The organism is Sphingomonas zeicaulis, from assembly GCF_050433225.1.
GTDB lineage: Bacteria > Pseudomonadota > Alphaproteobacteria > Sphingomonadales > Sphingomonadaceae > Sphingomonas_D > Sphingomonas_D zeicaulis.
Genome location: NZ_JBNPXQ010000006.1, coordinates 227,676 through 252,850 on the forward strand (window position 1 = coordinate 227,676; position 25,175 = coordinate 252,850).

Annotated in this window: 21 protein-coding genes; 10 read left to right on the top strand and 11 right to left on the bottom strand. The window is 66.7% G+C overall.

The features are described from left to right. Positions 1–23: 23 nt before the first annotated feature. Together FHS96_RS19630 and FHS96_RS19635 are read right to left on the bottom strand one after the other, a co-directional pair. Entirely contained in the window at positions 24–599 is a 576-nt protein-coding gene (locus FHS96_RS19630; RefSeq protein ID WP_429595578.1) for a UbiX family flavin prenyltransferase, read from the bottom strand. Beyond that, positions 599–1,981, bottom strand: a complete 1,383-nt coding sequence (locus tag FHS96_RS19635; protein ID WP_429595581.1) for a UbiD family decarboxylase — start codon at positions 1,979–1,981, stop codon at positions 599–601. The genes FHS96_RS19630 and FHS96_RS19635 overlap by 1 nt, the downstream gene beginning before the upstream one ends. A 177-nt stretch (positions 1,982–2,158) precedes the next feature. Here FHS96_RS19635 and FHS96_RS19640 point away from each other — a divergent pair, with 177 nt between their 5' ends. Further along, on the top strand, positions 2,159–3,460 hold the full coding sequence (locus FHS96_RS19640; RefSeq protein ID WP_429595584.1) for an NtaA/DmoA family FMN-dependent monooxygenase: 1,302 nt from the start codon (positions 2,159–2,161) through the stop codon (positions 3,458–3,460). Positions 3,461–3,533: 73 nt separating this feature from the next. Here FHS96_RS19640 and FHS96_RS19645 read toward each other — a convergent pair whose 3' ends face one another. The 5 genes from FHS96_RS19645 to FHS96_RS19665 are packed head-to-tail and all read right to left on the bottom strand — an operon-like array spanning position 3,534 to position 9,010. Then, complete coding sequence (locus tag FHS96_RS19645) at positions 3,534–4,523, bottom strand: ABC transporter ATP-binding protein (protein WP_429595587.1); 990 nt, start codon at positions 4,521–4,523, stop codon at positions 3,534–3,536. Next, positions 4,520–5,500, bottom strand: coding sequence for an ABC transporter ATP-binding protein (locus tag FHS96_RS19650; protein ID WP_429595589.1), 981 nt, complete (start codon positions 5,498–5,500; stop codon positions 4,520–4,522). The genes FHS96_RS19645 and FHS96_RS19650 overlap by 4 nt, the downstream gene beginning before the upstream one ends. Positions 5,501–5,503: 3 nt before the next feature. Beyond that, the gene (locus FHS96_RS19655) at positions 5,504–6,406 is read right to left on the bottom strand and encodes an ABC transporter permease (RefSeq protein WP_429595592.1); all 903 of its coding nucleotides are present in this window, start codon (positions 6,404–6,406) and stop codon (positions 5,504–5,506) included. Beyond that, a complete protein-coding gene (locus FHS96_RS19660) occupies positions 6,403–7,344 on the bottom strand; it encodes an ABC transporter permease (protein ID WP_429595595.1) in 942 nt (313 codons plus the stop codon). The genes FHS96_RS19655 and FHS96_RS19660 overlap by 4 nt, the downstream gene beginning before the upstream one ends. A 46-nt stretch (positions 7,345–7,390) precedes the next feature. Beyond that, entirely contained in the window at positions 7,391–9,010 is a 1,620-nt protein-coding gene (locus FHS96_RS19665; protein ID WP_429595598.1) for an ABC transporter substrate-binding protein, read from the bottom strand. 226 nt (positions 9,011–9,236) lie between these two features. On the opposite strand from FHS96_RS19665, the gene FHS96_RS19670 reads away from it, so the two are divergent. From FHS96_RS19670 to FHS96_RS19705, 8 genes are all read left to right on the top strand, one after another. Continuing rightward, the gene (locus FHS96_RS19670) at positions 9,237–10,097 is read left to right on the top strand and encodes a class I SAM-dependent methyltransferase (RefSeq protein ID WP_429595601.1); all 861 of its coding nucleotides are present in this window, start codon (positions 9,237–9,239) and stop codon (positions 10,095–10,097) included. A 102-nt stretch (positions 10,098–10,199) separates the two neighbouring features. Next, positions 10,200–12,065, top strand: a complete 1,866-nt coding sequence (locus FHS96_RS19675) for a LysR substrate-binding domain-containing protein (protein WP_429595604.1) — start codon at positions 10,200–10,202, stop codon at positions 12,063–12,065. Positions 12,066–12,301: 236 nt separating this feature from the next. Beyond that, entirely contained in the window at positions 12,302–14,677 is a 2,376-nt protein-coding gene (locus FHS96_RS19680; RefSeq protein ID WP_429595607.1) for a TonB-dependent receptor, read from the top strand. Positions 14,678–14,752: 75 nt separating this feature from the next. Then, positions 14,753–16,561 carry an aromatic amino acid ammonia-lyase gene (locus tag FHS96_RS19685; RefSeq protein ID WP_429595609.1) on the top strand — a complete coding sequence of 603 codons (1,809 nt, stop codon included), beginning with the start codon at positions 14,753–14,755 and terminating at the stop codon, positions 16,559–16,561. A 26-nt stretch (positions 16,562–16,587) separates the two neighbouring features. Further along, positions 16,588–18,486, top strand: coding sequence for an aromatic amino acid ammonia-lyase (locus tag FHS96_RS19690; protein WP_429595612.1), 1,899 nt, complete (start codon positions 16,588–16,590; stop codon positions 18,484–18,486). Then, positions 18,483–19,496 (top strand): ornithine cyclodeaminase family protein, encoded by a 1,014-nt coding sequence (locus FHS96_RS19695; protein WP_429595615.1) that lies wholly within the window; start codon positions 18,483–18,485, stop codon positions 19,494–19,496. The genes FHS96_RS19690 and FHS96_RS19695 overlap by 4 nt, the downstream gene beginning before the upstream one ends. Position 19,497: 1 nt before the next feature. Continuing rightward, positions 19,498–20,280, top strand: coding sequence for a phosphate/phosphite/phosphonate ABC transporter substrate-binding protein (locus FHS96_RS19700; RefSeq protein WP_429595618.1), 783 nt, complete (start codon positions 19,498–19,500; stop codon positions 20,278–20,280). A gap of 18 nt (positions 20,281–20,298) precedes the next feature. After that, positions 20,299–20,673 carry a cupin domain-containing protein gene (locus tag FHS96_RS19705; protein WP_429595621.1) on the top strand — a complete coding sequence of 125 codons (375 nt, stop codon included), beginning with the start codon at positions 20,299–20,301 and terminating at the stop codon, positions 20,671–20,673. 56 nt (positions 20,674–20,729) lie between these two features. On the opposite strand, the gene FHS96_RS19710 is transcribed toward FHS96_RS19705, so the two are convergent. The 3 genes from FHS96_RS19710 to FHS96_RS19720 are packed head-to-tail and all read right to left on the bottom strand — an operon-like array spanning position 20,730 to position 23,330. After that, a complete protein-coding gene (locus tag FHS96_RS19710) occupies positions 20,730–21,791 on the bottom strand; it encodes a heme-dependent oxidative N-demethylase family protein (protein ID WP_429595624.1) in 1,062 nt (353 codons plus the stop codon). A gap of 13 nt (positions 21,792–21,804) precedes the next feature. After that, positions 21,805–22,752, bottom strand: coding sequence for a PDR/VanB family oxidoreductase (locus FHS96_RS19715; protein ID WP_429595627.1), 948 nt, complete (start codon positions 22,750–22,752; stop codon positions 21,805–21,807). Then, positions 22,749–23,330 (bottom strand): dimethylamine monooxygenase subunit DmmA family protein, encoded by a 582-nt coding sequence (locus FHS96_RS19720; protein ID WP_429595630.1) that lies wholly within the window; start codon positions 23,328–23,330, stop codon positions 22,749–22,751. The genes FHS96_RS19715 and FHS96_RS19720 overlap by 4 nt, the downstream gene beginning before the upstream one ends. A 183-nt stretch (positions 23,331–23,513) precedes the next feature. On the opposite strand from FHS96_RS19720, the gene FHS96_RS19725 reads away from it, so the two are divergent. Beyond that, positions 23,514–24,647, top strand: a complete 1,134-nt coding sequence (locus FHS96_RS19725; RefSeq protein WP_429595632.1) for an aminomethyl transferase family protein — start codon at positions 23,514–23,516, stop codon at positions 24,645–24,647. 157 nt (positions 24,648–24,804) lie between these two features. Here FHS96_RS19725 and FHS96_RS19730 read toward each other — a convergent pair whose 3' ends face one another. Further along, a complete protein-coding gene (locus FHS96_RS19730; protein WP_429595635.1) occupies positions 24,805–25,167 on the bottom strand; it encodes a dihydroneopterin aldolase in 363 nt (120 codons plus the stop codon). Positions 25,168–25,175: the final 8 nt, after the last annotated feature.

Sequence of the window (25,175 nt, forward strand, 5' to 3'; positions counted from 1 at the left end):
CATAAGCAATTCCGCAAGGGGAACTATTCGTCCTCGCCCCAGCGATCGACCGCGCCGGTATCGATGCCCATCACATCCAGCGCGCGCGCGGCGGTCTGGCGGACCAGTTCGGCGATGCTTGCCGGCCGCGTGTAGAAGCCGGGCACCGGCGGCATCACGATCGCCCCATAGCGGGTGACGGCGGCCATATGCTCGATATGGCCGAGGTGCAGTGGCGTTTCGCGCAGCATCAGCAGCAGCGGCCGACGCTCCTTCAGGCAGACGTCGGCGGCGCGCAGGATGAGGTTGTCGCCGAGCGACGCGGCGATCGCGCTCATCGTGTGCGCGGAGCAGGGGGCGATGATCATGCCCGCGGTGCGGAAAGAGCCGCTGGCGATCGAGGCGCCGATATCCTTGAACGAATGGCGCACGTCCGCCAGCGCCTGCACCTCGGCGAGCGGCACGTCACTCTCCTCGCCCAATGTGCGGATCGCGGCCGGCGACATGATCAGATGGCTCTCATAGTCGCCCGCCACGCGCAGCAGGCGCAGCACCTCGATGCCATAGGCGATGCCGGTTGCCCCGGTGATGCCGACGATGATGCGGCGGGGGGCGGCCATCAGACGAGCCAGCCCGGGCGTTCGGCGAACATCACCGCCAGCCTTTCGCGCGCGGCGGCGGTGACCGCGGCGGGCGGCAGCGCGCGTTCGACGCCCTCCACCCGGTCACCGGATTTGGCGGTGGCATCGAACCCCACCTTGGTCACGAGCCCGCCGGCCTCCATCGGCTCGGACCGGTCGGTGCCGCTCAGCGGCAGCAGCAGCAGGTCACGCTCCAGCTTCATGCGGTTGCAGCGTGCCCAGTCGACCATCACCGCATCCCAGGGATCGATATCAGCGTCGACCACCGTCACGCGCTTGACCATGCTGACCGCGGCGAAGGCGGCGTGCATCGCGCGGCGCGCCTGGCCGGGGCGGGGATCGGCGATCTGGACGACGATGTCGGTGCGGCCGGCGCCCGCCTCGGTGACGGCGACATCCTGCGTGTTGGGGACGACCGCCCTGATCGCGTGGAGCAGCCCCGCCGCGATCGGCAACGCGCCGAGATAGATATGCTCGCGGTGATAGCCGGGCTCGATCACCTGCATGATCGCATCTTGGCGCCGCGTCATCGCCGAGAAGGTCGCGCGGATGCCGGGGCCATAATCTTCGTACATGCCATGATATTCTGAAATCAGCCCTTCATGCACCGGATCGCGCCCGTCGAGCTGGCCCTCCAGCACGATCTCGGCGCCCGCCGGCACCTTGAGGTCGACGGTGAGCGCGTCAATCAGTTCGACGGGGCTGCCGAGCAGGCGGCCGGCGCAATGGAGTTCGTCGTCGCCGACGCCGAGATAGAGGCAGGCTGCCATCTGGATCGCCGGATGCGCGCCGAGGACGACGGCGATCGGCAAGGTCTCGCCGCGTTCCGCCGCGCGCCGCGCGAACAGCGCGAGATGATGGTTGGGGGCGATGCCGACCAGCGCGGTGCGATCGTCGAGAACGCCGAGACGCGCGAAGGAGGCGTTGCCGTTGCCCGTGTGGGGATCGCGCGCGAGGATGACGCCGGCGGTGATATAGGGCCGCTGCTCATGCTCGAAGAAGGTTGGCACGGGCAGCCTGGCCAGTGGCGCCTTGCGCTCGACCACCTGCTGCACAGCGGCGTGATCCGCGGCGACGGGCAGAACGGGCTCGGCGATCGCGCGCTGGATGGCGGCGACGATCCCGGCTTCCGACACGCCGAGCGCGGCGGCGACGCGCTCACGCCCTGCCAGAAGATTGCCGGTGACGCGCAAGGGGGAGCCGGTGACGGATTCGAACAGCAGAGCCGGGCCGCGATCGGCGAGCGAGAGAAAGGCCGAGATTTCGTGGACCGGATCGACGCTGTCGGCGATCCGCTGCAGCGCGCCCTCCGTTTCAAGCCATGCCAGGAAGGGGCGGATCGATTGCCGGTCGTTCGTCATGCCTGCCTGTTCTTCGCCCCCGTTCGATTGCCGGGCTCATAGAAGAGGAGGGGCGGGGCGAGCGCAAGGGCTGCGACCGGCTCTTCGGGCGGCGCTATTGTGCAGTGCATAAAAACGAATGATCCATGCGGCGGGCGCTATGCCAGTCTCACATCATCAACCATTTCGGGGGTTTTCATGGCCGAATTTCATCTTGGCTGGTTTCTGGGGCCCGGCATCACCGTGCAGGGCTGGAACGAGCCGGGCTATGCGCCGGGCTATGACTGGACCAAGCCCGACATCTTCCAGGACGCGGCGCGCGCGCTGGAACGCGCTTGCTTCGACCTGCTGATCCTAGAAGATACCTCGGCGGTGCCCTATGCCTATGGCGGCAGCATGGATTACTATCTGCGCACGGCAACCATGACGCCCAAGCTCGATCCGGTGATCCTGACGCCCTATCTCGCGCAGGCTACCAAGCGGCTGGGGCTGGCGGTGACGATGACCTCCACCTTCTATCCCCCGTGGCTGCTGGCGCGCTCGCTCTCGACGATGGACCATTATTCAAATGGACGCATCGCCTGGAACATCGTGACCGCCACCAGCGACGCCGCTGCGCAGAACTATGGCTATGACAAACAGTTCGAGCACGATCTGCGCTACGATATGGCGGACGAATATGTCGACCTATGCAGCCAGTTGTGGGATGCGTGGGAAGAAGATGCGGTGGTGATGGACCCCGAGAGCGGTCTGTTCGTCGACCCCGAGAAGGTCAAGGCGATCAACTTCGAGGGCAAGTTCTACAAGTCGCGCGGGCCGCTCAACGTGCCGCGCTCGCCGCAGGGCCGCCCCGTGTTCGTCGCGCCCGGCGGTTCGCCGCGCGGCCGTAAATTCTCCGGCCGCAACGCCGATGTGGTGCTCGCGACCTCGGGCACGATGGCGGACATGAAGAAATATCGAGACGATGTGCGCGGCCACGCCGTCGATTTCGGCCGCGATCCGGACAGCCTGAAGGTGATGTACGCCGTCACGCCGATCCTGGTGAACAGCCGGGCCGACGTCGCCGACAAGAAGGCTGCGCTCGCCGAGGCGAAGAAGCATCATATGGAAAAGGGCATGGCGGCCATGTCGTTCCTGTCCGGCATCGACTTCAGCAAGTTCGACCTCGATGCGCCGATCGGCGAGATCAAGACCAACGGCATGCAGACCATGTTGCAGACCTTCGCCAAGCATGGCCCGCAGGCAACGTTGCGCCAGATCATGACGCACTCCGCCGACGATGGCTTCAATCAGATGGTCGGCACGCCCGAGATGGTCGCCGAGATGATGAAGGATATCGTCGATGAGGTCGGCGGCGACGGATTCCTGATCGCCGGCCATTTCAAGCCGAGCTACGTCTCCGACATCTGCGATCGCCTCGTACCCGAACTGCAGCGCCGGGGGCTGACCCGCACGACCTATCAGCATGAGACGTTCCGCGACAATCTGATGGCGTTCTGACGGTGTGGGCGACGAGGCCCGAGAGGGTCTCGTCGCCCCTCGACCTCATCGCCTAAGGGAGGCGGCGGCGTGATCAGGCCCCCGCGGGTAGCCGCTCCAGATGGCACGCCGCAGTCTGACGGGGTGACCTTTCGCTAAGAGCCGGTGCCTCGTGCCGGCAGCGCTCGAAGGCGTAGGGGCAGCGGGTGTGGAAGTGACAGCCGGAGGGCGGATCGATCGGGCTGGGTACTTCGCCGCTGAGGGCAATGCGCTGGCGTTTGCGCACCGGGCTCGGATCCAGCACTGCCGAAAGCAGCGCCTGCGTATAGGGATGCGCGGGTGCCGCGAACAAGGTCTCGCGATCGGCGAGTTCGACGATGCGGCCGAGATACATCACCGCGATGCGATCGGCGATATGCTCGACCACCGCGAGATCGTGGCTGATGAACAGAATTGCCAGCCCCAGCCGCTGTTGCAGGTCGGCGAGCAGGTTGACGATCTGCGCCTTGCTGGAGACGTCCAGCGCGGAGACCGCCTCGTCGCAGATCAGCAGGTTCGGCTCGGGCGCGAGCGCGCGGGCGATGGCGATGCGCTGGCGTTGGCCGCCGGAGAATTCGTGCGGGTAGCGCTCGCCCGCATCGCGCGGCAGCCCGACCTGCTCCAGCAGATCGGCCACGCGCCCGGCGATAGCGGCGCGGCCGCCGACAAGACCATAGTTGCGCAGCGGCTCGGCGATGATGTCGCGCACGCGCATCCGGGGTGAGAGGCTGGCGGCGGGATCCTGGAACACCACCTGCATCTGCCGCCGCAGCCGCCGCATCTCGCGCCCGCCCATCTCGGTGATGCGATGCCCGTCGAGCCAGACATTGCCGCTGGTGGGTTCCACGAAGCGCAATATCGTGCGCCCCAGCGTCGACTTGCCGCACCCGCTCTCGCCGACCACCGCCAAGGTCTCACCCTTGTCGAGCGTGAAGGTGACGTCGTCGAGCGCCCTGACGCTGCGCCGCGACGATCCCGGCAGCCAGCCCTGGCCAACCGGATAATGTTTGCGCAGTTCGTGGACGTCCAGGATGGTCTGGCTCATGCCGCATCCTCCAGCTTGAGGCAGGCTGCCTGCCGCCCGACACCCACGGGGGTCAATTGCGGCGCCACCACTGCACAGCGATCCGCCGCATAGGCGCAGCGCGGGGTGAAGGCGCAACCCGCCGGCCGCTCGCGAGAGAGGGGCGGGACGTTGCCGGCGATTTCAACCATCCGTCCTTCGCGACAGCCGCGCCCGCCCGAAAGTCGCGGCGTCGCCGCCAGTAGCCCGCGCGTGTAAGGGTGGATCGGATGGCTCAGCACGTCCGCGACGGGGCCTTCCTCCACCTTGCGGCCGGCATAGATCACCACCACCCGGTCGGCGAGTTCGGCGACGACGCCGAGATCGTGGGTGATGAGGATCACGCCGGCACCCAGTTGGCGGCTCTGCTCGCGGATCAGGTCGAGGATCTGCGCCTGCACCGTCACGTCGAGCGCGGTGGTCGGCTCGTCTGCAATCAGCAGCGCGGGATCGCAGGCCAGCGCCATCGCGATCACGACGCGCTGGCGCATGCCGCCCGAAAGCTGGTGCGGATATTCGCGCGCGCGCCGTGCCGGGGCGGGGATGCCGAGCCGCGCGAGCAGGTCCACCGCCCGCGCATCCGCCTCGCGCCGGCCGAGCCCGCGATGCAGGCGCAGCCCTTCCGCGATCTGACGTCCGACCGGCTGCAGCGGGTTGAGCGCGCTCATCGGTTCCTGGAAGATCATGCCGATGCGGTTGCCGCGGACGCGGCGCATCTCGGTGGAGGAAGCGGCGATGAGATCGTCACCTTCCAGCCGTACGCTGCCGCCCAAGTGCACAGCGTCGCCCAGCAGCCGCATGATCGCCATCGCGGTGACCGACTTGCCCGATCCGCTCTCGCCGACGATCGCCACGGTCTCCCCGGCCTCGACGGTGAAGCTGATGCCGTCCACTGCGAGCAACGGGCCGGCGGGCGAGGGGAAAGTGACGTCGAGCGCCTCGACCTGCAGCAGGCTCATCGGTCAGCGCCTCCGGATATCGAACAGGCGGCGCAGCCCTTCGCCGAGCAGGTTGACGCCGAGCACGGTGAGCGTCAGCGCCGCCGCCGGCAGGAAGATCAGGCTGGGGCGAAGCTGCCAGAGCGACTTGGATTCGGCGATCATATTGCCCCAGGTCGGCGTGCTCGGCGGCACCCCGGCGCCGATGAAGGAGAGCGCGGCCTCGATCAGCATCGCCGCCGCCCATACGAAAGCGCCCTGCACCATCAGCGGCGCCATTAGGCTGGGCAGCAGATGGCGGGTCAGCAGCAGGGCCGGCGGCGTGCCGGAAGCGATTGCCGCTTCCACATAGGGCCGCTCGCGCAGCGACAGCATCAGCCCGCGCGCCAGGCGGGCGCAGCGCGGCGTTTCAACGATGGTCACCGCAATGATGACGTTGACGGCGGAGCCGCCGGCGATCGCCATCAGCGCGATAGCGAGCAGCACTGCGGGCACGGACATCACCCCGTCCAGCACGCGCATGATGATTGCGTCGCCCAGTCGGGTCGCGGCGGAAACCACGCCGATCACCGTGCCGATCGCCAGCGACATCGCCGCGCAGGAAAAGCCGATCGCCAGCGAGGTGCGGGTGCCGAACAACATCCGGGAAAGGATGTCGCGGCCGAGCATGTCGGTGCCCAGCAGGTGCCTACCGTCCCACGGCCGCAGCCGCTGGCCTAGGTCGACCGCGCGTGGATCAAAACCGGTCAGCAGCGGCGCCGCGACCGCAAGCAGCGCGATGGTGAGCAGGATCGCGCTGCCCGTCACCAATGCGCCGTTGAAGCGCGGCAGGCGCCGGCGGCGGAGGACGGAGACGGCAGGCGTCTGCGGGATCGGATCGGCCGTCGCGACATGGTCGCCGGGCAGGATCGCGGCGGTCGCGGTCAATAGCGGATCCTCGGATCGAGAAGGGTGTAGCTGAGATCGACCAGGAGGTTGACCAGCACATAGACGAGGCTGGACATCAGCACGACCGCCTGGATCACCGGATAGTCGCGGTGAAGGATCGCATCGACGGTGAGCCCGCCGATGCCGGGGACGACGAAGATCCCTTCCACAACGACGGTACCACCGATCAGAACCGGTACGCCGCTGCCGATCACGGTCACGATCGGGATCGCGGCATTGCGCAGCGCGTGGCGGAACAGGATCGCCGGCCGGCCGACGCCCTTGGCGACCGCGGTACGGATATAATCCTGCTCCAGCGTCTCCAGCATCGATCCGCGGGTGACGTTGGCGACCAGCGCGGAAAAGACGATGCCGAGCGACAGCGCGGGCAATATCGCAGTCATCAGGAAGCCGCCGAGCCCGGACGAGATCGGCTTGAAGCCCTGCACCGGCAACCAGTGCAACGTCGCCGCGAAGATGAAGGCGAGGATATAGGCCATCACGAAGGGCGGCAGCGAGAAGCCGAGCGTCGCATAGCCGGCGAGGAAGCGATCCCACGCGCCGCCGCGGCGCTGCGCGGCGAGGATGCCGAGCGTGAGGCCGATGATGACCGCGAAGGCGGTCGCCAGCAGCATCAGGCTCAATGTGGCGCCGGCGCGCTGCGCGATCATCCGCGCGACCGGTTCCCCGGTATAGATCGAGGTGCCGAAATCGCCCTGCAGCAGCCGCCCCGCCCAGGCGAGGAAGCGCGTGACCGGCGGCTGATCGAGCTGCAGCGTGTGGCGGATCCGGGCGATATCCGCTGCGGTGGCGTTGTCGCCAGCGATCACCAGCGCCGGATCGCCGGGGGCGAAATAGAGCAGGGCGAAGACGAGGATCGTGACGACCGCCATCACCGGCAGCGCGAGCAGGATCCGGCGGATCGCATAGGCGGTCATGGCCGGCTGCGCCGCCCATGGGTTCGGCGATGCGCGGCCGCGGCGATCATCCCTGCTTTCCGATCGACCAGTAGACGCCGTAGGGCGCCTGCAGCACACCGCCGACGTCCTTGCGCCAGGCGGCATTGGATACGGCGCCGCCGAGCGGGATATAGGGCAGCACCTTATAGGCCTCGATCTGGATCTGCTCGGCAATCGGCTTCTGCTGCGCCTCGGGCGCGAGCACCCACTGGTTGCGCAGTTTCTCGATCTCGGGCGCGGTACACCAGCCGGCATAGCCTTGGGTGCCGGCGCCGCGCAGCATCGGATGCACCGCCGGATCGATTAGGTCGCTGCCCATCCAGCCGGTGACAAACAGGCTCCATCCGCCCGCGTCCACCGGCCCGCGATTGGTGCGGCGCTGGATCAGAGACGCGAAGTCGAGCGTGGTCAGCGTCACATTCATGCCCAGCCGGCGCAGCACATCCTCGATCGCCTGGCCGAGATTGGATGCGGGCGCCTCGGCACCGCTCAGCAGGATCACCTTCTCGCCCTTGTAACCCGCCGCGGCGAGCGCCGCCTTGGCGCGTTCGAGGCTGGGCGAGGCAAGCGTCTCGGAACCGGCCTCGGTATAATAGGGCGAGGTGCGGTCGTAGAAGCTGCGCACCGCATGCGCGTCCTTCGGGCGATCGCCGGTAATGCTGCGCATCAGCGCGCCCTGGTCGATCGCCAGCGCCAGCGCCTGCCGGATCGCGGGATTGTTGAACGGGGGCTGCAGATGGTTGGGCTGCAGCATGTAGCAGGTGTCGGTGCTCAGCCGGCGGCCGAGAGTGATGTCGGGCGATGCCGTCATCAGCGGCAGCAGGTCCGCCGGCGGGATCAGCCAATAATCCTGCTCGCCCGCCTGCAGGGCCGACAGCGCCGTCGAGGAATCGGTGATCTGTGCCCATTCGACGCGCTTGACCTTGGCGACGCGCCCGCCGGCGAGGCCGCTCGGCGGCTCCTTGCGCGGGATATAGCCTTCGAACCTTTCCCATACCGCCTTCGATCCGGGCACCCATTCCTCGCGCACGAAGCGGAACGGGCCGCTGCCCACCGCCTCGGTGATCTGCGTGCCGGGATCGGTCTTCGCCATCCGTTCCGGCATGATCAGGCAGGCCGCGGCGGAGGATTTGCCCAGCGCCGCGGGCAGCAGCGGGAAGGGCACTTCGAGCTTGATCCGGAAGCGGCGATCGTCGACCGCGTCGAAACCCTCGACATGCGGCAGCAGCATCTGGCCGAAGCCGTCCCGCTTGCCCCAGCGGGTGATTGAGGCGATGCAGTCGGCCGAGCGCACCGGCGCGCCGTCGTGGAACTTCAGCCCTTCGCGCAATGTGAATTCATAGACGCGACCGTCGTCGGAAACCGTCCAGCCTTCGGCCATCTGCGGCTGCGGCACATATTTCGCGTCGACCGCGACCAACTGGTCGAAGGTCAGGAAGCCATATTCACGCGTGCCCGGCGCCGTCGTCCAGATCGGATCGAGGCTGGACAGGCTCTGCGCGTTGATGACCCGCAACGTGGCGTCCCGGCCACCGGTCGGTGCCCCGCCACCGCCGGATCCGCAGGCCGAAAGCAGCAGCGACGGGCCTGTGACCAAGGCCGCGCCGCCGATGATTGAACTACCGAGGAAATCCCTGCGTCGCATAAGCCCCCTTTGGCTATCGCGTCGAATCTTGCGCTGCAACATGGCTACGAAAACAATTTTCCCGAGACGAATAAGCAATGCTGAATCGGTGGATAAGTCCAGCCCCGATTTTGGAGGTTTCGGCTTATTCGGATTCGCTTATCCCACGCTGCATCGATGCAGGGTTTGTGGCACGCGGCGGCACCATCCTAGCCTCGCCCGATATTCGCGACAGGAAGACGACGTCATGGCAACCACCCAATCCGCCCCCAAGACGATGCAGCCGATCGACTGGGCCGGCGCAGGCGGCACGCGCTGGAAGGATAATGTCGATCATTTCGAAACCATGCTCGATGGCCCCGGCAAGGCGCTGCTCGACGCGGCAGCGTTCGCGCCGGGTGAGAGGGTGGTGGAGATCGGCTGCGGCGGCGGTGCGCTGACGCGGGAAATCGCTGCGCTGGTGGGCCCGGGCGGCCACGCGCTCGGCCTCGATATCTCAGCCGAACTGGTCGCGCTCGCGGCGGATCGTGCCGCTGCGGAGGGCATCGGCAACATCGCCTTCGCCGCCGCCGACGCGCAGGTCGTGCAGCCCGAAACCGGGCCTTCTGATCGACTTGTTTCGCGGTTCGGAGTGATGTTCTTCCAGGATCCGGCGGCCGCGATGGCCAATCTGCGCGCGATGATGGTGCCCGGCGGCCGACTCGATTTCGCGGTTTGGGCACCGGCGGACGAGAACCCCCAGTTCATGATGATGGCGCTCACCGGGCGCGAGCATCTCGGCCTCACCCCGGCCGATCCGCGCGCGCCGGGTCCGCTGGCGTTCAGCGACGCCGCCTATCTGGAAGGGCTGCTGAGCGGCGCCGGGTTCAGCGATATCCGCTTCGGCAAATGGAAGGGGCAGATGAAGGCGGGTTGGCCGGGCATCGATGCGGCCGGGGCGGCAGAACTGCTCGCGCGCACCGGCTCGACATCGGAACTGCTGGAAGAGGCCGGCGAAGCGGTGCAGCAGGCGTTCTTCGCCAGCCTCGCGGAGCGGCTGGTGCCGTTCATCACCGCCGATGGAATATCGCTGCCTGGCTCCGTACACCTCGTGTCGGCAAGAGCTTGATCGCAGGCCCCCATAATGTTGCGCTGCAGCGCACGGCGTTGACACAGCGCAGCATGGGGGACCAGCTTCGTACTTTCCCAGGCCAGCCAGCGGGAAAATACGATGATCGATTTCAAGTCGCTGAACTACTTTCTCGTCGCGTGCGAGCATGAAAGCCTCGGCGCGGCGGCCCGCGAACTGGATATCGCGGCGTCCACGCTCAGCGCCAGTCTGAAATCGCTCGAGACGAGTCTCGGGGTCTCGCTGTTCCGCAAGCAGGGGGCGGGCCTTGCCCCGCGTCCGGTCGCGCATTGGCTTTATCGCACGGCGATGCCGGTGCTGCTGCTGGAGGCGTTCGCCCGCCGCCGCATCGTCGCCCGCGCCGGTGCGCCGATCGCCCGGTTGGAGGTCGATATCGGGCTGCGCTTCGCGCTTGGCCGGGTATGTGCGGCGGTGGCGCGCGCGATCGCCGACACTGCGCTCGAAGAGCCGCTGACGCTCGTCCATCCCGTCTGGTCGATGGAGGAAGGCGCGATCGACGCTGGCGCCGACGATGTGCTGGGCTTCGCCGAGAAGGGCCGGATTGCGATCGACGCGATCACCCGCGCGCCGCGCACCGATGAAGGCGAGACGGTGCTGTGCGCCGACCCCTGGATGCTCGTGCGCCGGCGCTTCACGCCGGCCGACCTCGACGATCCCTATCGCTCGCACACGATGCCGCCGGCGATGGTCCCGGCTTTTGCGCCGGCGATGCTCGAACAGATCGTCGCCCACGCCCGCATACATGGTCTCAGCCTGCAGGCGGTCGATACCACCCCGGGCGAATGGCCGCAGATGCTCGATGACAATCCGGGCAATGTGCTGCTGCTGCCGGCCAGTTCGGTCGGCGTCCGCCCCGGATCGTCGCGCGCGGAGGCTGTGCCGCTCGATCCGCCGGTTGCGGCGATCCTGGTCGCGCGTGGCGACGGCAGCGGCGTGGCGGAACGCTTCGCCGACCGGCTGAAAGCCGCGCTCAACGATGGCAGCCCCGCGCCGGTGCTGTCGCCAGTGCTGACCGAACGGCGGCTGCGCTACTTCAATCTTGCTTATGAGGTGGGCCGGGTCTCGGCCGCCGCGCGCGCGGCCAGCGTCGCGCAGCCCGCACTCAGCCAGCAACTCCACAAGCTCGAATCCTCGCTGGGCGTCTCGCTGTTCGATCGCAAGTCGTTCGGCCTCGTCCGCACCCAGCACAGCGCGGCGTTCGCGGTGGCGACGCGGCTGCTGGAGCTGCGGCTGCGCGAAATGGAGATCGGCGGCATGGCCGCGTCGCTGGGGGAGGGCGGCAGGCTCAGCCTCGGCATCCTGCCCTCGGTCAGCCACCAGGGCCATCTCGTCAACCGCATCAGCGACGCCGTGGTGGCGCTGCGCCGCGACTATCCAGGCATGAACGTCACCGTGCGCGAGGCGCCCAACGGCACGCTCAAGAGCTGGGTGCTGCGCGGGCAGGTGGGGCTGGCGATCGTCGAGACCGCGATGTCGCAGATGCCGCGCCTGCCGCTCGACGCGAGCGAGGAACTGGCGCTGATCGTCGATCCGCGCCACGCGATGCTGCCCGAGGGGCCGGTGCGCCTGGCCGATCTCGCGCGCCTGCCGCTCGCCCTGCCGACATCCCTGTTCGGACTGCGCCAGTTGCTCGACAATGCCGCGCGAGCCCAGGGCGTGGACCTGCGCCCGCGGCATGAGATCGACGCGCTGACGATGCTCATTGCGATGCTCGCGCGCGAAGAGGTGGCGACTGTGCTGCCCGCCTCGGCGGTGCGCCAGCAGATCATCACCGGCGAATTGCGCGCGCATCCGATCATCGATCCGGTCATCCAGCGCCGGCTGTTCGTGATCTATTCGGCCGACCGCAGCCTCGCGCCAGCCGAGCGCGAACTGGTCCGGCTGCTCCGGGAATCGCTCGCGCGCATCGGTTCCCAACCGGCGGTGCCGCTCAAGCTGCACGGCTGAAGCCGCCGCCATAAGGCGTGCGATAAAACTTATGGCCGATCGCCGAAAACATTCGGCTTGCACCCGGAACCTGTGCCAGTCACTTTCCCCACAAGAAAAAATATTTCGGAGGAGAGGGTAGCGGCCGGACGCAGGGTTCGGCCGATCCGCTTTTTGAGAGTGGGGGATTCCGAATGTTCGAGAATCGACAAGGGAGGTTTCAGGCGCCGGGTTTCACGCGCGGATTGCGTGGTTTCGTGGCGCTTTCGACGAGTGTAGTGGCGTTGATGGGGTGCGACGCGGCCTTCGCCCAGGCACCCGCCGATCCCGCGGCCGCGGCCGGCGAGGATGATGGCGTGCCGACGGTGATCGTGACGGCGCGTCGCCGTGATGAAAGCCTGCAGACCACGCCGGTTTCGATCACGGTGCTCAGCGGCGACAATCTGATCGAGCAGAACGTCCGCAATTTCGCCGATCTGCGCGGCCGTGTTTCCAACCTCGAAATCACGCCGATGCTGTCCGGCGGCACCAGCTTCACCATCCGCGGCGTCGGCCAGACTTCCGCGCAGGTCAATTCCGACTCCAAGGCCGGCTTCTATGTCGACGAGATGTATGTCGCCCGTCAGGAAGGCAATGATCTCTATTTCTACGACATCGACAGTGTTCAGGTGCTGAAAGGTCCGCAGGGTACGCTGTTCGGCAAAAACACGACCGCCGGCGCGGTGCTGCTGACCACCAAGCGCCCGACAGACGAATTCGAAGGCTATCTGAACGTCCGCGGCGGCCGCTTTGCCCGTTTCGAGACCGAAGGCGCCATCAACATGCCGATCATGGAAGGCATGGCGGCGCGCTTCAGCTTCCGTACCCAGAATGTGAAGGGCTATATCGACCATCTGCTTGACGATGGCGAAAGCGGCAACGTCAACAACAAGTCTGCCCGTCTGCAGTTGCGCGGTGAGGATGGTCCGTTCAAGATCGACATCCTCGGCGAATATAACACGCAGTCGACCGATGGCGGCGCGACAATTCCGGTCGGTTGTCTGTCCACCGCCTCCTATGTCCGCAACTATGACTCGCTGCACAGCGTGCCGTTCTGCGATGCCTATCCGGTCCTCGGCAAGAACTACACGGTCTATGGCGGCGCGACGCTGACCATCCCGACCAGCGCGGTCATCACCGATCGAGCGGTTGGCGGCGACGCCAATTCCGATCTCACCCGCCAGGTCGGGAAGGGGCCGTACAATGATACCGATGTCTACACGATCAACATCCGCAGCGCCTATGATCTGAACGACAATCTCACGTTGCGTTCGATCTCGGCGTTCCGCCGCAACACCGCTTCCTTCTACACGCCGACGCTGCACGCGCCGAACGACATCTACGCCGAGAACGATTACACCAAGACCACCCAACTCACACAGGAAATCACGCTGGGCGGCAGCGCGTTCGACGATCGGTTGCAGTTCCTCGCGGGCGGCTTCTATTTCTACCAGAAGACCCGCTTCCTGCAGGATACCGGTCCGGACTGGATCGATCCGCTGGGTTATGTCTATGACGGCCGTCTGAAGTATCAGAGCTATGCGGCCTTCGTGCAGGCATCGTTCAAGATCACGCCCAAGCTCGAATTTACTGCCGGTGCCCGCTATACCTGGGATGACAAGGAAGGCTCCAGCTACGTCTTCTATGCCGGCAACGGGCGCACCTATGTCCGCGATGGGCAGGTGTTCCAGTGCGGCTATTTCATCGGTGACTTCATCGGCGGCATCACCAATTGCGGCGGCGATCCATTCACCGCGCAGGGCAAGGATAGCTGGGACGGTTTCGATCCCAAGTTCCAGCTTTCCTATGAGGTGACGCCGAGCCTGTTCGTCTATGCGACGGCGGCGCACGGCTACAACTCGGGCGGCTTCAACCAGCAGATCGGCGCGACCCCGCCGAACGGCGTCTATGCCTCCACCTACAACCCCGAAAAGCTGTGGTCCTATGAAGGCGGCATCAAGACCGACCTGTTCGATCGCAAGCTGCAGTTGAACGTTTCGGGCTTCTACCAGGATTATAGCGACATCCAGTCGACCGTGCTGGTGACGATCGGCGGCATCACCACCCGTCAGTTTGCCACCGCAGCCTCGGCGCGTGAAACCGGGTTCGAGGTCGAGTTCACCGCTCGCCCGACTCCGGAACTCACGATCCGCGGCAACGGATCCTATCTGCACCAGAAATACACCAAGATCGTGCCGGGCGCGCTCATCGGGCTCGACACGCCGGTCAACTCGGCGCCGAAATATCAGTTCAGCGCTGCGGTCAGCTATGATTTCGCCGTCGGTAGCGATGGCCGGCTGACGCCGACCGTCGACGTTCGCGGGATCGGCAAGAAGCCGGCCTGCTACACGACGGGTACCCCCACGGTGCCGCAAGCGGCGACCTGCGATCTGCCGGCCTATGCGCTGGTCGGCGCACGGCTCGATTACTCGCCGTCGCCGGACAGCCCCTGGACCATCGCGCTGTGGGGGACGAACCTGTTTGACAAGGTCACCCAGCTTGCCCGTACCGGCTACACCGGCGGCATGGGCGTGGACCGCTACACCCCCGGCCGTCCGCTTGAATTCGGCGCTGAAGTGTCGGTTCGCTTCTGACCTTCGGAGGGGCGGCGCCCGCGGAGATAGAGCCGCGGGCGCCTGGTTATCGGGTTTACGGAGAGTTCTGATCCCATGGCTTTGAACAAGATCTTCGCCAGCGCGGTGGCGTCGCTGTGCCTCATCGTGGCGGTGCCGGCGATGGCGGGTGCCAATGATCCGCAGGCACCGCTCGCCTACACGCCGATCAGCTATGACGCGGCGAGCGAGACGATCACGCTGACCGGTCGTGACATGACGATCGAGCAGCTTGTCCGCATCGCGCGGCATGGTGCGAAGGTCTCGCTGACCGCAGAGGCACGGAAGCGCTCCGCCGATGCCTACGGCCTGCTGCTGCAGGCGGCGGCCGAGGGCGTCAGCGTCTATTGGTTCAACCGCGGCGCAGGCGCACAACGCGAGACGGTGATCTTCTCGGGCGATCCGACGACGCCGGAGAACACCGCACTGCTCAAGGCGCGTCAGCTCGCCTCCTTCGCCCGCGGCGAGGGCAGTTCGTACGGCCCCGAGGTCGCGCGCGAGGATATCGTCCGCGCCATGATGGCGATCCGCGCCAATGCGATGAGCTATGAGGCAGCCAGCCCGCAGCTCACCCAGATGCTCGTGGACATGATCAACGCCGGGATCACGCCGGTGGTTGGCAGCGCGGGAACGCTGGGTGAGGGAGACCTCGCCCAGCTCGCCGACATTGGCCGCGCGATGGTCGGTAAGGGCTATGTCTATTACAAGGGCAAGCGTGTGGCGGCGAGCGAGGCGCTGAGCGCCGCCGGATTGAAGCCACTCGAGCCCTTCGGGGCGGACGATGCGGCCCTTGTCAGCACCAACGCCTATTTCACCGCGCAGACCGCGCTGCTGGTGGCGGATACCGAAAATCTGCTCAACTGGATGGACATCGATACCGCGATGGCTTTGCTGGGGATGAACTCCAGTGTCTCACCGCTGTCGATGCCGGTGCAGAGCAATCGGCCCTTCCCTTGGCTCAACTGGGATGCGCGCCGCGTGCTGGATATGGTGAAGGGCAGCTATCTGCTCGATGCCGATCCCAAGCGCATCATCCAGGATCCGGAATCGCTGCGCGCGACCACCCAGCGCACCGGCTCCGCATGGCAGAGCTGGGCGGAAGTGCGCGACAGCGTGCTGATCGCGATGAACTCGTCGGATCACAATCCCGCCGTCCGGCCCGGCCTCAAGCCGACCGATAGCTGGGAGCTGGCGACGCCGCAGATGATGAAGTTCCACGTCAAGGGCGGCAAGCTCAGCGGCGGGCAGGGCGGCTACATCTTCTCCAACGCCAACTGGGATCCCTATCCGCTTTCCAACCAGGTGGAGGGGCTGACGATCGCCATCGCCAATATGGGGCTGGTACTGACGCAGCGGATCGAGCGCTTCACCAATCCCTTCTTCACCGTGATCCGCCCGTCGGACGTGATGACGCCCGAGCAGATCTCGGCGCTGCCCTTCGCGGGCGGCTATCTGCCCGCGGACATCTGGATCGAGATCACCGGCCTCATCAATCCGGTCGTGCCGCAGGGCCAGCCGATCGTGATGACCGTCGAGGATCTGCAGGCCGAGACCCGCCTTAAGGTCGCCCGTGCGCGGCAGGCGGTGGATCTCACCACCCATCTGCTGGCGCAGGACATCATCACTTCCACCAACTGGATGGAAGTGCGCAAGGTGCAGGATCCGGCGCGCAAGTTCGGCACGGTGCCGACCGCGGCGCTCGCCGGTCTTCGCAGCGTGATCCCGCTGGGGAACAGCGGCGGCCGTGGCTACACCGCCAGCCGCTCGGTGGTCGACTATATCCAGGCGACCCCGGCGACGCGCTTCCTCTCGGGCGCCACGCCGATGCCCGCGACCATGCCGCTGCCGGTCGCCCAGAAGCACTGAGCATCCTGACTGTGGGGGGGACGATGATGCCGAGCAACCTGGGTCTGCGGCGCCTGCTCGGCGCCATCGCCCTCGCCACCGGTCTCGCCGCGGCACCCGCCGCGGCGCAGACCTCGGCCCCGGTCGAAAGCCGTGTCGAACTGCCCTATCGCGCGATCGTGCCGAGCAGGGCCGGCCAGACGGTGGTGCTCACCGGCCATGACCTGACGATCGACGATCTTGTCGCTATCGCGCGCTATGGCGCCAAGGTGAAGATCGGTGACGAGCTTCGCGACGGTGCCGCCGCCGCCTATGGCCTGCTGCTGCAGGCGCAGGCGGAAGGCATTCCGGTCTATCTGTTCAACCGCCGGCCGGGATCGCGGCGCGAGGAAGTCTCGCTCGAAGGCGCGCCCGATTCCGAAAGCTATCGCGCGGAAATGGCGCGCCGCTATGCGCAGCGTCCGCCCAGCCGGCTGCCCTTCGGCTTCGGTCCGGACATCCCCGAGGAAGAGGTCGGCCGGGCAATGCTTGCCGTCGATCTCAACAATATGCGCTATCTCGCCGCGAGCCCCGCCTATGTCGAGGGCATCGCGGCGCTGCTGAATGCCAGGGTGACGCCTGCTGTCTATTGGCGGGGGGCGATCGGCGAGGCCGATTTCGTGCCGACCGGGCAGGTGCTGCAGGGCCATGGCTTCGCTTATTACCGCGGCAGGAAGATGGTCGCGGCGGATGCGCTGCGTGCTGCGGGACTGAAGCCCGTCCAGCTTTCGGGCGGCGACGGCGCGCTCGTCACCACCAGCGCGCTCACCGCCGGCTTCTCCGCGCTGCTCGTCCATGATCTGCGGCAGATGCTGCAATGGCATGACCTGCTGTGGGCGATGAACCTCAACGGGATGAATGGCAGCATCGGCCCGATGACCCTGCCGGTGCAGTCGACGCGGCCCTTCCCCTGGCCCAATTTCGCCGCGAAGCGCGTTCTGGACATGCTGAAGGGCAGCTACGTTTTCAACGGCGAACCGCGCATCATCCAGGATCCCGAGAGTCTGCGAGCGACGGTGTGGCGGGTCGGCAGCCTCTGGGAAAGCTGGTCGCGGCTGCGCGACAATGTGCTGATCCAGCTCAATTCCACCGACCACAACCCCACCGTCCGCCCCGGCTTTTCGCCCGAGGACAGTTGGGAACTGGCGACCCCGCAGATGATGAAATATCACGTGAAGGGCGGGCGCTGGAGCAATGGCCAGGGCGGCTACATCCTCTCCAACTCCGATTGGGATCCCTATCCGCTGGTCGACAATGTCGAGCAGGTGTCGATCCCGCTGACCAATCTGATGGTCGCGGTGGTGGAGCGCATCCACCGCTTCGAGGACGTCTTCTTCACCGGCACCGATGCGAAGGCGGTGCTCGCGCGCAACGGCGGCAGCGAGGGCGTCGGCAATGGTGGCGGGGGCGGCGGCATTGCTGACGCGCTGTGGCAGGAACTCAAGCCGCTCGCCAACCCGATCGCGCCCGACGGCGTCACCGCCGATCGCGGCGTCGGCGATCTCGATGCGGTGCCGATGCTCAAGCTGATGCGGCTGCGCCAGGCGATGTATGTCTCGCAGGACATCATGGGGCAGGATCTGATCAACGCCGCCTTCTGGATGGACATTCGCGCGCTGGAGGATCCCAGCCGCACATTCGGTGACACGACGACCGCGGTGCTCGCCGCCTTCCGCAAGCAGGTGCCGCTCCGCCAGCCCTCCGCGGGCAGCCAGCTCGGCGTTGCCGGCAACAGCGGCGCCTCCGCCGCGCCCACCGGCGTCGAACTGACCGACGCGCCCGGCAACCTCGCCACGCGCTTCCTGCGCGACCATGCTCCCACTGACTTCTACGCCGACCGCACCGTTGCGATGCCCGGCGGCGAACCCCGCATCCCCCGCGCGCATCCGGTCCGGGCGGGCAAATGACGCCATCGATTGACCCGATCTACATCGACTATCTCAACCGCCTCGATGTCGAGGCGATCGCGCTCGACGATGATGAGATCCTCGCCGCGATCGAGAGCAGCCTCGCGGCGCAGGGGCGCGGCGAGACGGTGATCGAGCCGCGCGTTCACCTGCAACCGGGGGTGTCTGAGGGGCATTTCAATGTGCTTCGCGGGGCAATGGCGGGTGCGGTGGATGCTGCCGGCGTCAAGGTGGTCGGCGATTTCGTCGGCAATTACCGGCTCGGCCTGCCCTCCGAACTCGCCATCCTGATGCTGTTCGATCCCGCGACCGGCGTGCCGCGCGCGATGCTCGATGCCAGCGGTATCACCGACATGCGCACGGGGGCGGTGACCGCGATCGGCGCCAAGCATCTCGCCCGCAAGGGTAGCCGTGTGCTCGCGCATATTGGCGCGCGCGGCACCGCCTATTGGAACGTTCGCCTGCTGTCCCGCCTGTTCGATTTTGACGAGATTCGAGTGCATTCGCGCCGACCGGAAAGCCGCGATGCCTTCGCGGTGCGGCTCGAACAGGATCTGGGCCGCCCGATCATCGTCACCAGTGATTGGGAAAGCTGCGTCCGCGATGCGGATATCGTCGTCGAGGCCTCCCGCCTCAGCGCGCCCGCGCCGCTGCTGCGCACGGAATGGATCAAGCCCGGCGCGCTCATCATCCCCTATGGCACGATGAGCGCGGTCGAACTCTCGCTGACCGACATCATGAGCAAGATCGTCGTCGACGATTGGGGCCAGTGCCGCACCGGCCAGTTCGGCTCGCTGCGTGCGCATGTGGAAACCGGCCGGCTGAGCGAAACCAACCTCCACGGCGAACTCGGCCAGATCGTCGCGGGGCTGCGCCCGGGGCGGGAGAGCGGGGCGGAAACCAACCTGTTCTGGCACCGCGGCCTCTCGCTGTCGGATATCGCGCTCGGCCATGCGATGCTGGAGAAGGGCCGCCGCCTGGGAATCGGCCAGCGCCTGCGGTTCGCCTGAGATGGCGCTGATCGCCAATGCCCGGATGTATGCGGTCAATCCGGGGGCGGCGGCGGCCTGGAAGGCGCTGTTCGCCTGGGTGTTGCACAAGAGCGGCGTCGCGCTGGAGGCGATCGACCATGCCTATCCGGCGCGGCTGTCCGCCTTGTGGGAACGGCCCGATCTCGGCTGCGGCTTCGTCTGTGGACTGCCCTTCCTGCTGCGCGACGACGGGTTGCAGCCGCTTGCTGCCCCTGTCCCGCGGGGCGCCGGCGGCCCGGTCTATGCCACGCATTTCCTCGTGCGGCGCGATCATCCCGCGCAGCGGCTGGAGGATCTGGCCGGCGGCCGCATCGGCTATACTGCGGACGATTCCCAGAGCGGGCTCGGCGCACCGCGGCATCATCTGATGGGCCTGCGCGGCGAGGGGCAGCCGCTGTTCGCCGAAGCGATCGGGCCGCTCGTCACCCCGCGCCGCGTCGTCGAGGCGCTGGCGGAGGAGCGCATCGATGTCGGCCCGCTCGACAGCTTCGCCTGGGCGCTGATCGCGCGACACGAGCCCGATCTCGCCGCCGGCTTCCGCATCATCGCCTCGACCGATCCCACGCCGATGCCGTTCCTCGCGGCGGCCGGCGGCGTGGATGCAGAGACTGTCTCCCGGCTGCGCGCCGCGCTGCTCGATTTCGATGATCCCGCGATCGCCGACGCGCTGTGCCTGGCGGGTTTCGCGCCGGTCGATGTCGCGGCCTATGATGTCATCACCCGTCGCTGGCACGCAGCGGCTGCCGAACCACTTTCACGATGAGCAAGGAAGGGAGCCGTCATGGCGCAGATGCTGTTCAAGATTGATCCGGCGGGCAGCGGCAATGGCCGCGAGATCCGCGGCCCCGCCACCCTGGGTGATATCGTCGAGGGCGAATGCCTGCAGGTGCTCGACGTGTTTATGGCCAGCGAGCAGGGCAATTTCCTCACCGGCGTCTGGAGCTGCACGCCCGGCACGATGAAGCTGACCGACTATCCGTTCAACGAGATGGCGGTGCTGATCGAGGGGCGTATCGAGATCACCGACGAGGACACCGGCGAGACGATGAGCTTCGGCCCCGGCGAGGCGCTGGCGATCAGCAAGGGGTTCCGCGGCACCTGGTACATGCCCGAAGCGGTGTTGAAGCGCTTCGCGGCGGAGATTCCGAAGGCCTGAAAGGCGGCGCTCGGGGCGAACGGAGAGGGGGCGGGGGATGGTGGCCTCCCGAACCCCTACCCCGCCAGCCGCTCCACCTCCGGCGCGATCCCCGGCGAGGTCGGCGCGCCGTCATCGAACGGCGCGAGATGGTCGATCGCGATCTGACGATAGCGGTTGAGCCCCTTATAGGCCTCCAGATCGGGATGGATGTCGCGCAGCACGCGGTGCAGGCGGCGGCCCCATTTGGGCACGCGGGCGAGTTCGTCGATGCTCGCCAGATAGCAGCGGATGCCGAACAAGATGCCGTTGGAGCGCGGCAGCCGGAACAAAGTCTGCAACTCCACGCGCAGGTGCAGTTTGCCGCCGACATTCTCGGGCGTGATCGTCGTGCGGTCCGGCCCCCAGATCGGGTAATTCTCGGGCGAGGTGTCGAGCCGCGGATTGACCGTCATCGTCCAGTTCAGCCGCCGCACCGGCTTGCCATATTGCAGTCTCAGCAGGAATTGCAGCGCGCGGTCGAACACGCCCATCTCATGCGCCAGCGGCACGGGGCCGTGCCATTCGTGGAAGCTCATGCCGGCGTTGAATTCCAGCGACCAATCCGCCTGCGTCGTCACCATGCCGCCATCGACATAGAGATTGTTGTCGCGCTGGTCCTGCAGCGTGTAGTCGCCCTGCGCCTGCCGGGTGATATATTCGAACGGCTCATAGGGCAGGGTGGTTGGATCGCCGAAGATGAAGCTGTCCTCGATCCCCAGCGGCCGGTTGGTCCAGGTCCAGCGATCGCCGTCGCGCACGAGCTGGAAATCCTCGGGATAATCCTGCGCGAGGCTTTCCATGATCAGTTCGAGCGTGTCCCACTGCGCGGGCATCATGTGCGGCAGCACGATGCAGCGATTGGGATCCTGTTCTAGCACCAGCGCGCGTTCGCGGCATTCGGCAACATAATGCTCGTCGATGTCGAACGCCGCCTGGAACGCCTCGGTCGGTCCGCCACGGACATGCGGCTCGATATTCACCGAGTACATATATTCGTCCTGCGGGAACGGGAACGGGAAGCGCAGGATGCCGGCGTCGCTGTTCGCGTAGCGGAAATCGTCGCGGAAGGTTTCGTCGGGCTTGAAGCGGATCGTCATCGGCGGGTCCGGTCTAGAGATCGAGGGTCAGCGACGGCGTCAGCGCGCGCGAGACGCAGGGCATCACCAGCCCGCCCCGGGCCTTTTCGTCGTCGCTCAGGAAATGGTCACGATGCTCGGGGGTTCCTGCCAGCACACGCGTGAGGCACTCACCGCAGGCGCCGCCGCGGCACAGCGAACGGATCGGCGCGCCGGCGGCTTCGAGCGCTTCCAGCATCGATTCCTCTTCGCCCACCGCCACTTCGATGCCGGTGCGGGCAAGCTGAACCCTGAACGGCGCGCCGCCGGTGGCACCGAAGCTTTCGAGGTGGATGCGGCCCTTGGGCCAGCCCAGCGCCAGCGCGGTTTCGCGCACCCCGTCCATCAGGCTGGACGGGCCGCAGGTATAGACGTGCGTGCCGAGCGGCTGGCGGGCGAGCAGCTCCGCGATCGACAGCGCGTCGCGGGCGGGGTGGATATGGATGTTGTGGCTGGCATGCGCCGCCAGCAACGCCTCGAACACCGCGATCTCGTCGGCGCGGACGAAGAGGTGGAACTCGAAATGCGCGCGGCGCTGCGCCAGCACCGGCAGAAAGGAAAGAAAGGGCGTGATGCCGACGCCACCGGCGATCAGCAGATGCTTGCGCGCGCGCGCCTGCAGCGGGAACAGGCTGTTGGGCCGAGCCGCGTCGAGGACGTCGCCTTCCTTCAGCATCTCGTGGATGAAGGCCGATCCGCCGCGCGAGCGCTCGGTGCGGCGCACGACGATCTCGTAGCGCGATCGATCCTCGATCGATCCGGTCAGCGAATAGGAATTGCGCAGCGACGCGGCGCTGGCCGGCAGCACGATCGGCAGATGCGCGCCGGGCAGCGGTGATGGGAGGAGGCCGCCATCGGCGGCTTCGAGGATGATGCGCTTCAGCGTGCCCGCTAGCGGCTCGACGGCGCGGACGCGCAGGACGATCGGGTCGATGAGGATCACGAGTAGATGGTCTCGATCTCGGGAATGTCGCCGGGCACTTCGGCATCCACCTGCACGCCGGCAAAGGCGTTCAGGCGGCGCGAGAAATGGTCACGCACGAACAGGTTCGCGCCGCACCCCGAACAGGCGACGATGTTGGTGGTGACGCCTTCGGTGATCGTGCGGCAATGATTGCAATAGACGCGCCGCGCGCCGCTGCCTTGCGCGAACAGCCGCACTTCCTCGGGGCCCATGCCCGCTTCCTCGGCAACCGCATTGACCGCCCACAGGAAGGGCTCGCGCCCGATCGCATGGAGGCGGAAGCCCATTGTCTCGCGGCCCAGGCGGTGGCGCAGCGCGGTCAGCATGTGCTGCTGCGCGCGAAAGCCCTGGTCGCGCGCATCCTTGCCCGCTTCCGGGATCGCCTGGCTGTTGCCGGCGATCGTCCAGCGCTCGTCGAACGACGATGCGGTGATCCCGTCGACAAAAGCCGCCTCCGGCAGCGCGTTGGTGTCCGACAGCAACAGATTGTAACGCGCGACGGCGTCGATTCCGAGCGGCGCATAGCGCGGCCTGCTCTTGATTCCCTGATCAATCATGGACTTGCGCCAACGCCGCTCCCCAACCCCGATCCTGAATTACTTTCCTATCAAGAAAAAAGTTTGTCAATGAGTGATCGGTTGATGCACGATGTTCGCGATGACCGAATCCTGCCGAACGAGCTTGCACCCTGCGGGCCCGCGGTGTGGATCATGGTCCGAACTCCAGCAAGAAGGCCGACGATGACGAATTCCTGGCGAACCACCGCCCTTGCAGAGCGGCACCGCGCGCTCGGTTCGAACCTCGAAGACTGGATCGGGATGCCGACCGCCTGGTTCTACGATCATGATCCGTCCGAAGACCATGTCGCGATCCGCACCCGCGCGGGGTTGATGGACGTGTCGGGCCTGCGCAAGCTCCACCTCACCGGCCCGCACGCGACCGCGATCCTCGATCATGCAACGACGCGCAATGCCGAAAAGATCATGCCGGGCCGGTCCGCCTATTGCTGCTTCCTGAGCGAGGAAGGCACGTTCATCGACGACGGCATCCTCTATCGCAAGGGGCCGAACGACTGGTTCGTCGTCCATGGCGGCGGCAGCGCGCATGATGTGCTGGCCCCCGCGGTGGTCGGCCGCAACGCGGCGCTGTTGTTCGACGACGACCTCCATGACATCTCGCTGCAGGGGCCGCTCGCGGTCGACTATCTGGCGAAGCATGTGCCGGGCATCCGCGATCTCGCCTATTTCGGCCATGTCTCGACAACCTTGTTTGGCAAGCCGGTGATGATCTCGCGCACCGGCTATACCGGCGAGCGCGGTTACGAGATCTTCGCGCGCGGGCGCGACATCGTCGCGATCTGGGACCAGATCGTGGCGGAAGGCAAGGAGATGGGCATCGTCCCCGCCGCGTTCTGCGCGCTCGATGCGCTGCGCGTGGAGAGCTATTTGCTGTTCTTCCCGTTCGACAATTCGCAGGTCTATCCCTTCCCGCAGGGTCCGCAGGGCGACACCTTGTGGGAACTCGGCCTCGACTTCACCGTCAGCCCCGGCAAGACCGGCTTCCGCGGCGCCGAGGCGCATTACCGCGCGAAGGGCAAGGAACGCTTTAAGATCTTCGGTATCGAACTGGAATCGGACAAGCCGGCAGGCAATGGCGATCCGCTGTTCGATGGTCACAGGCAGGTCGGCGTGGTGACGCAGGGCATGGTCTCCACCCTCACCGGCCGTTCGCTTGGCATTGCCCGGCTGGATGTCGACAAGGCGGTGCCGGGCACGGTGCTGGAACTGCGCGGGGCGGAACTGTCCGCGAAGGCGGTGGCGGCGGAACTGCCGTTCGATGATCCGAAGAAGCTGAAGCGCACCGCGAAGGGGTGATTTCCGGACGGGCGGTCTCGCAAAGGGACCGCCCCTAACCTCCGTTCGTCCCGAGCGCAGTCGAGGGACGAGTCACGGACACCAGATTTTCAACGCGACCCCAATGTCCCTCGACTGCGCTCGGGACGAAAGGTGAAGTTGAAAGCCAAGGCGGCAGTCACTCCCGCCCCGCGCTCCACACCGCACCCGCCACAGCAGCCCCGGGCATCGCCCCGGGCTTGGTCAGGCACACCCGCACCCGATGCACCCGCCGGTCCTCCAGCAGCGCATCCGCCAGCGTCATCGCGATGATCTCGACGAGGTCGAAATGCTGCGCCGCCAGCAGCCGCTCCACCGTTCGGGGAACGAGGTCATAGTCCACCGTCTCGCCGATCCTGTCGGCCCCCGGCGGATCCACCTCCAGTTCGGCGTCAATCAGCAGCGTCTGCCGCGCGCGGCGCTCGTCGGGATAGATGCCGACGCTGGCGGACACTTCCAGCCCGCGCACGAACAGCAGCATCCGGCCGGGCGCGGCCTCCATCATGGCGG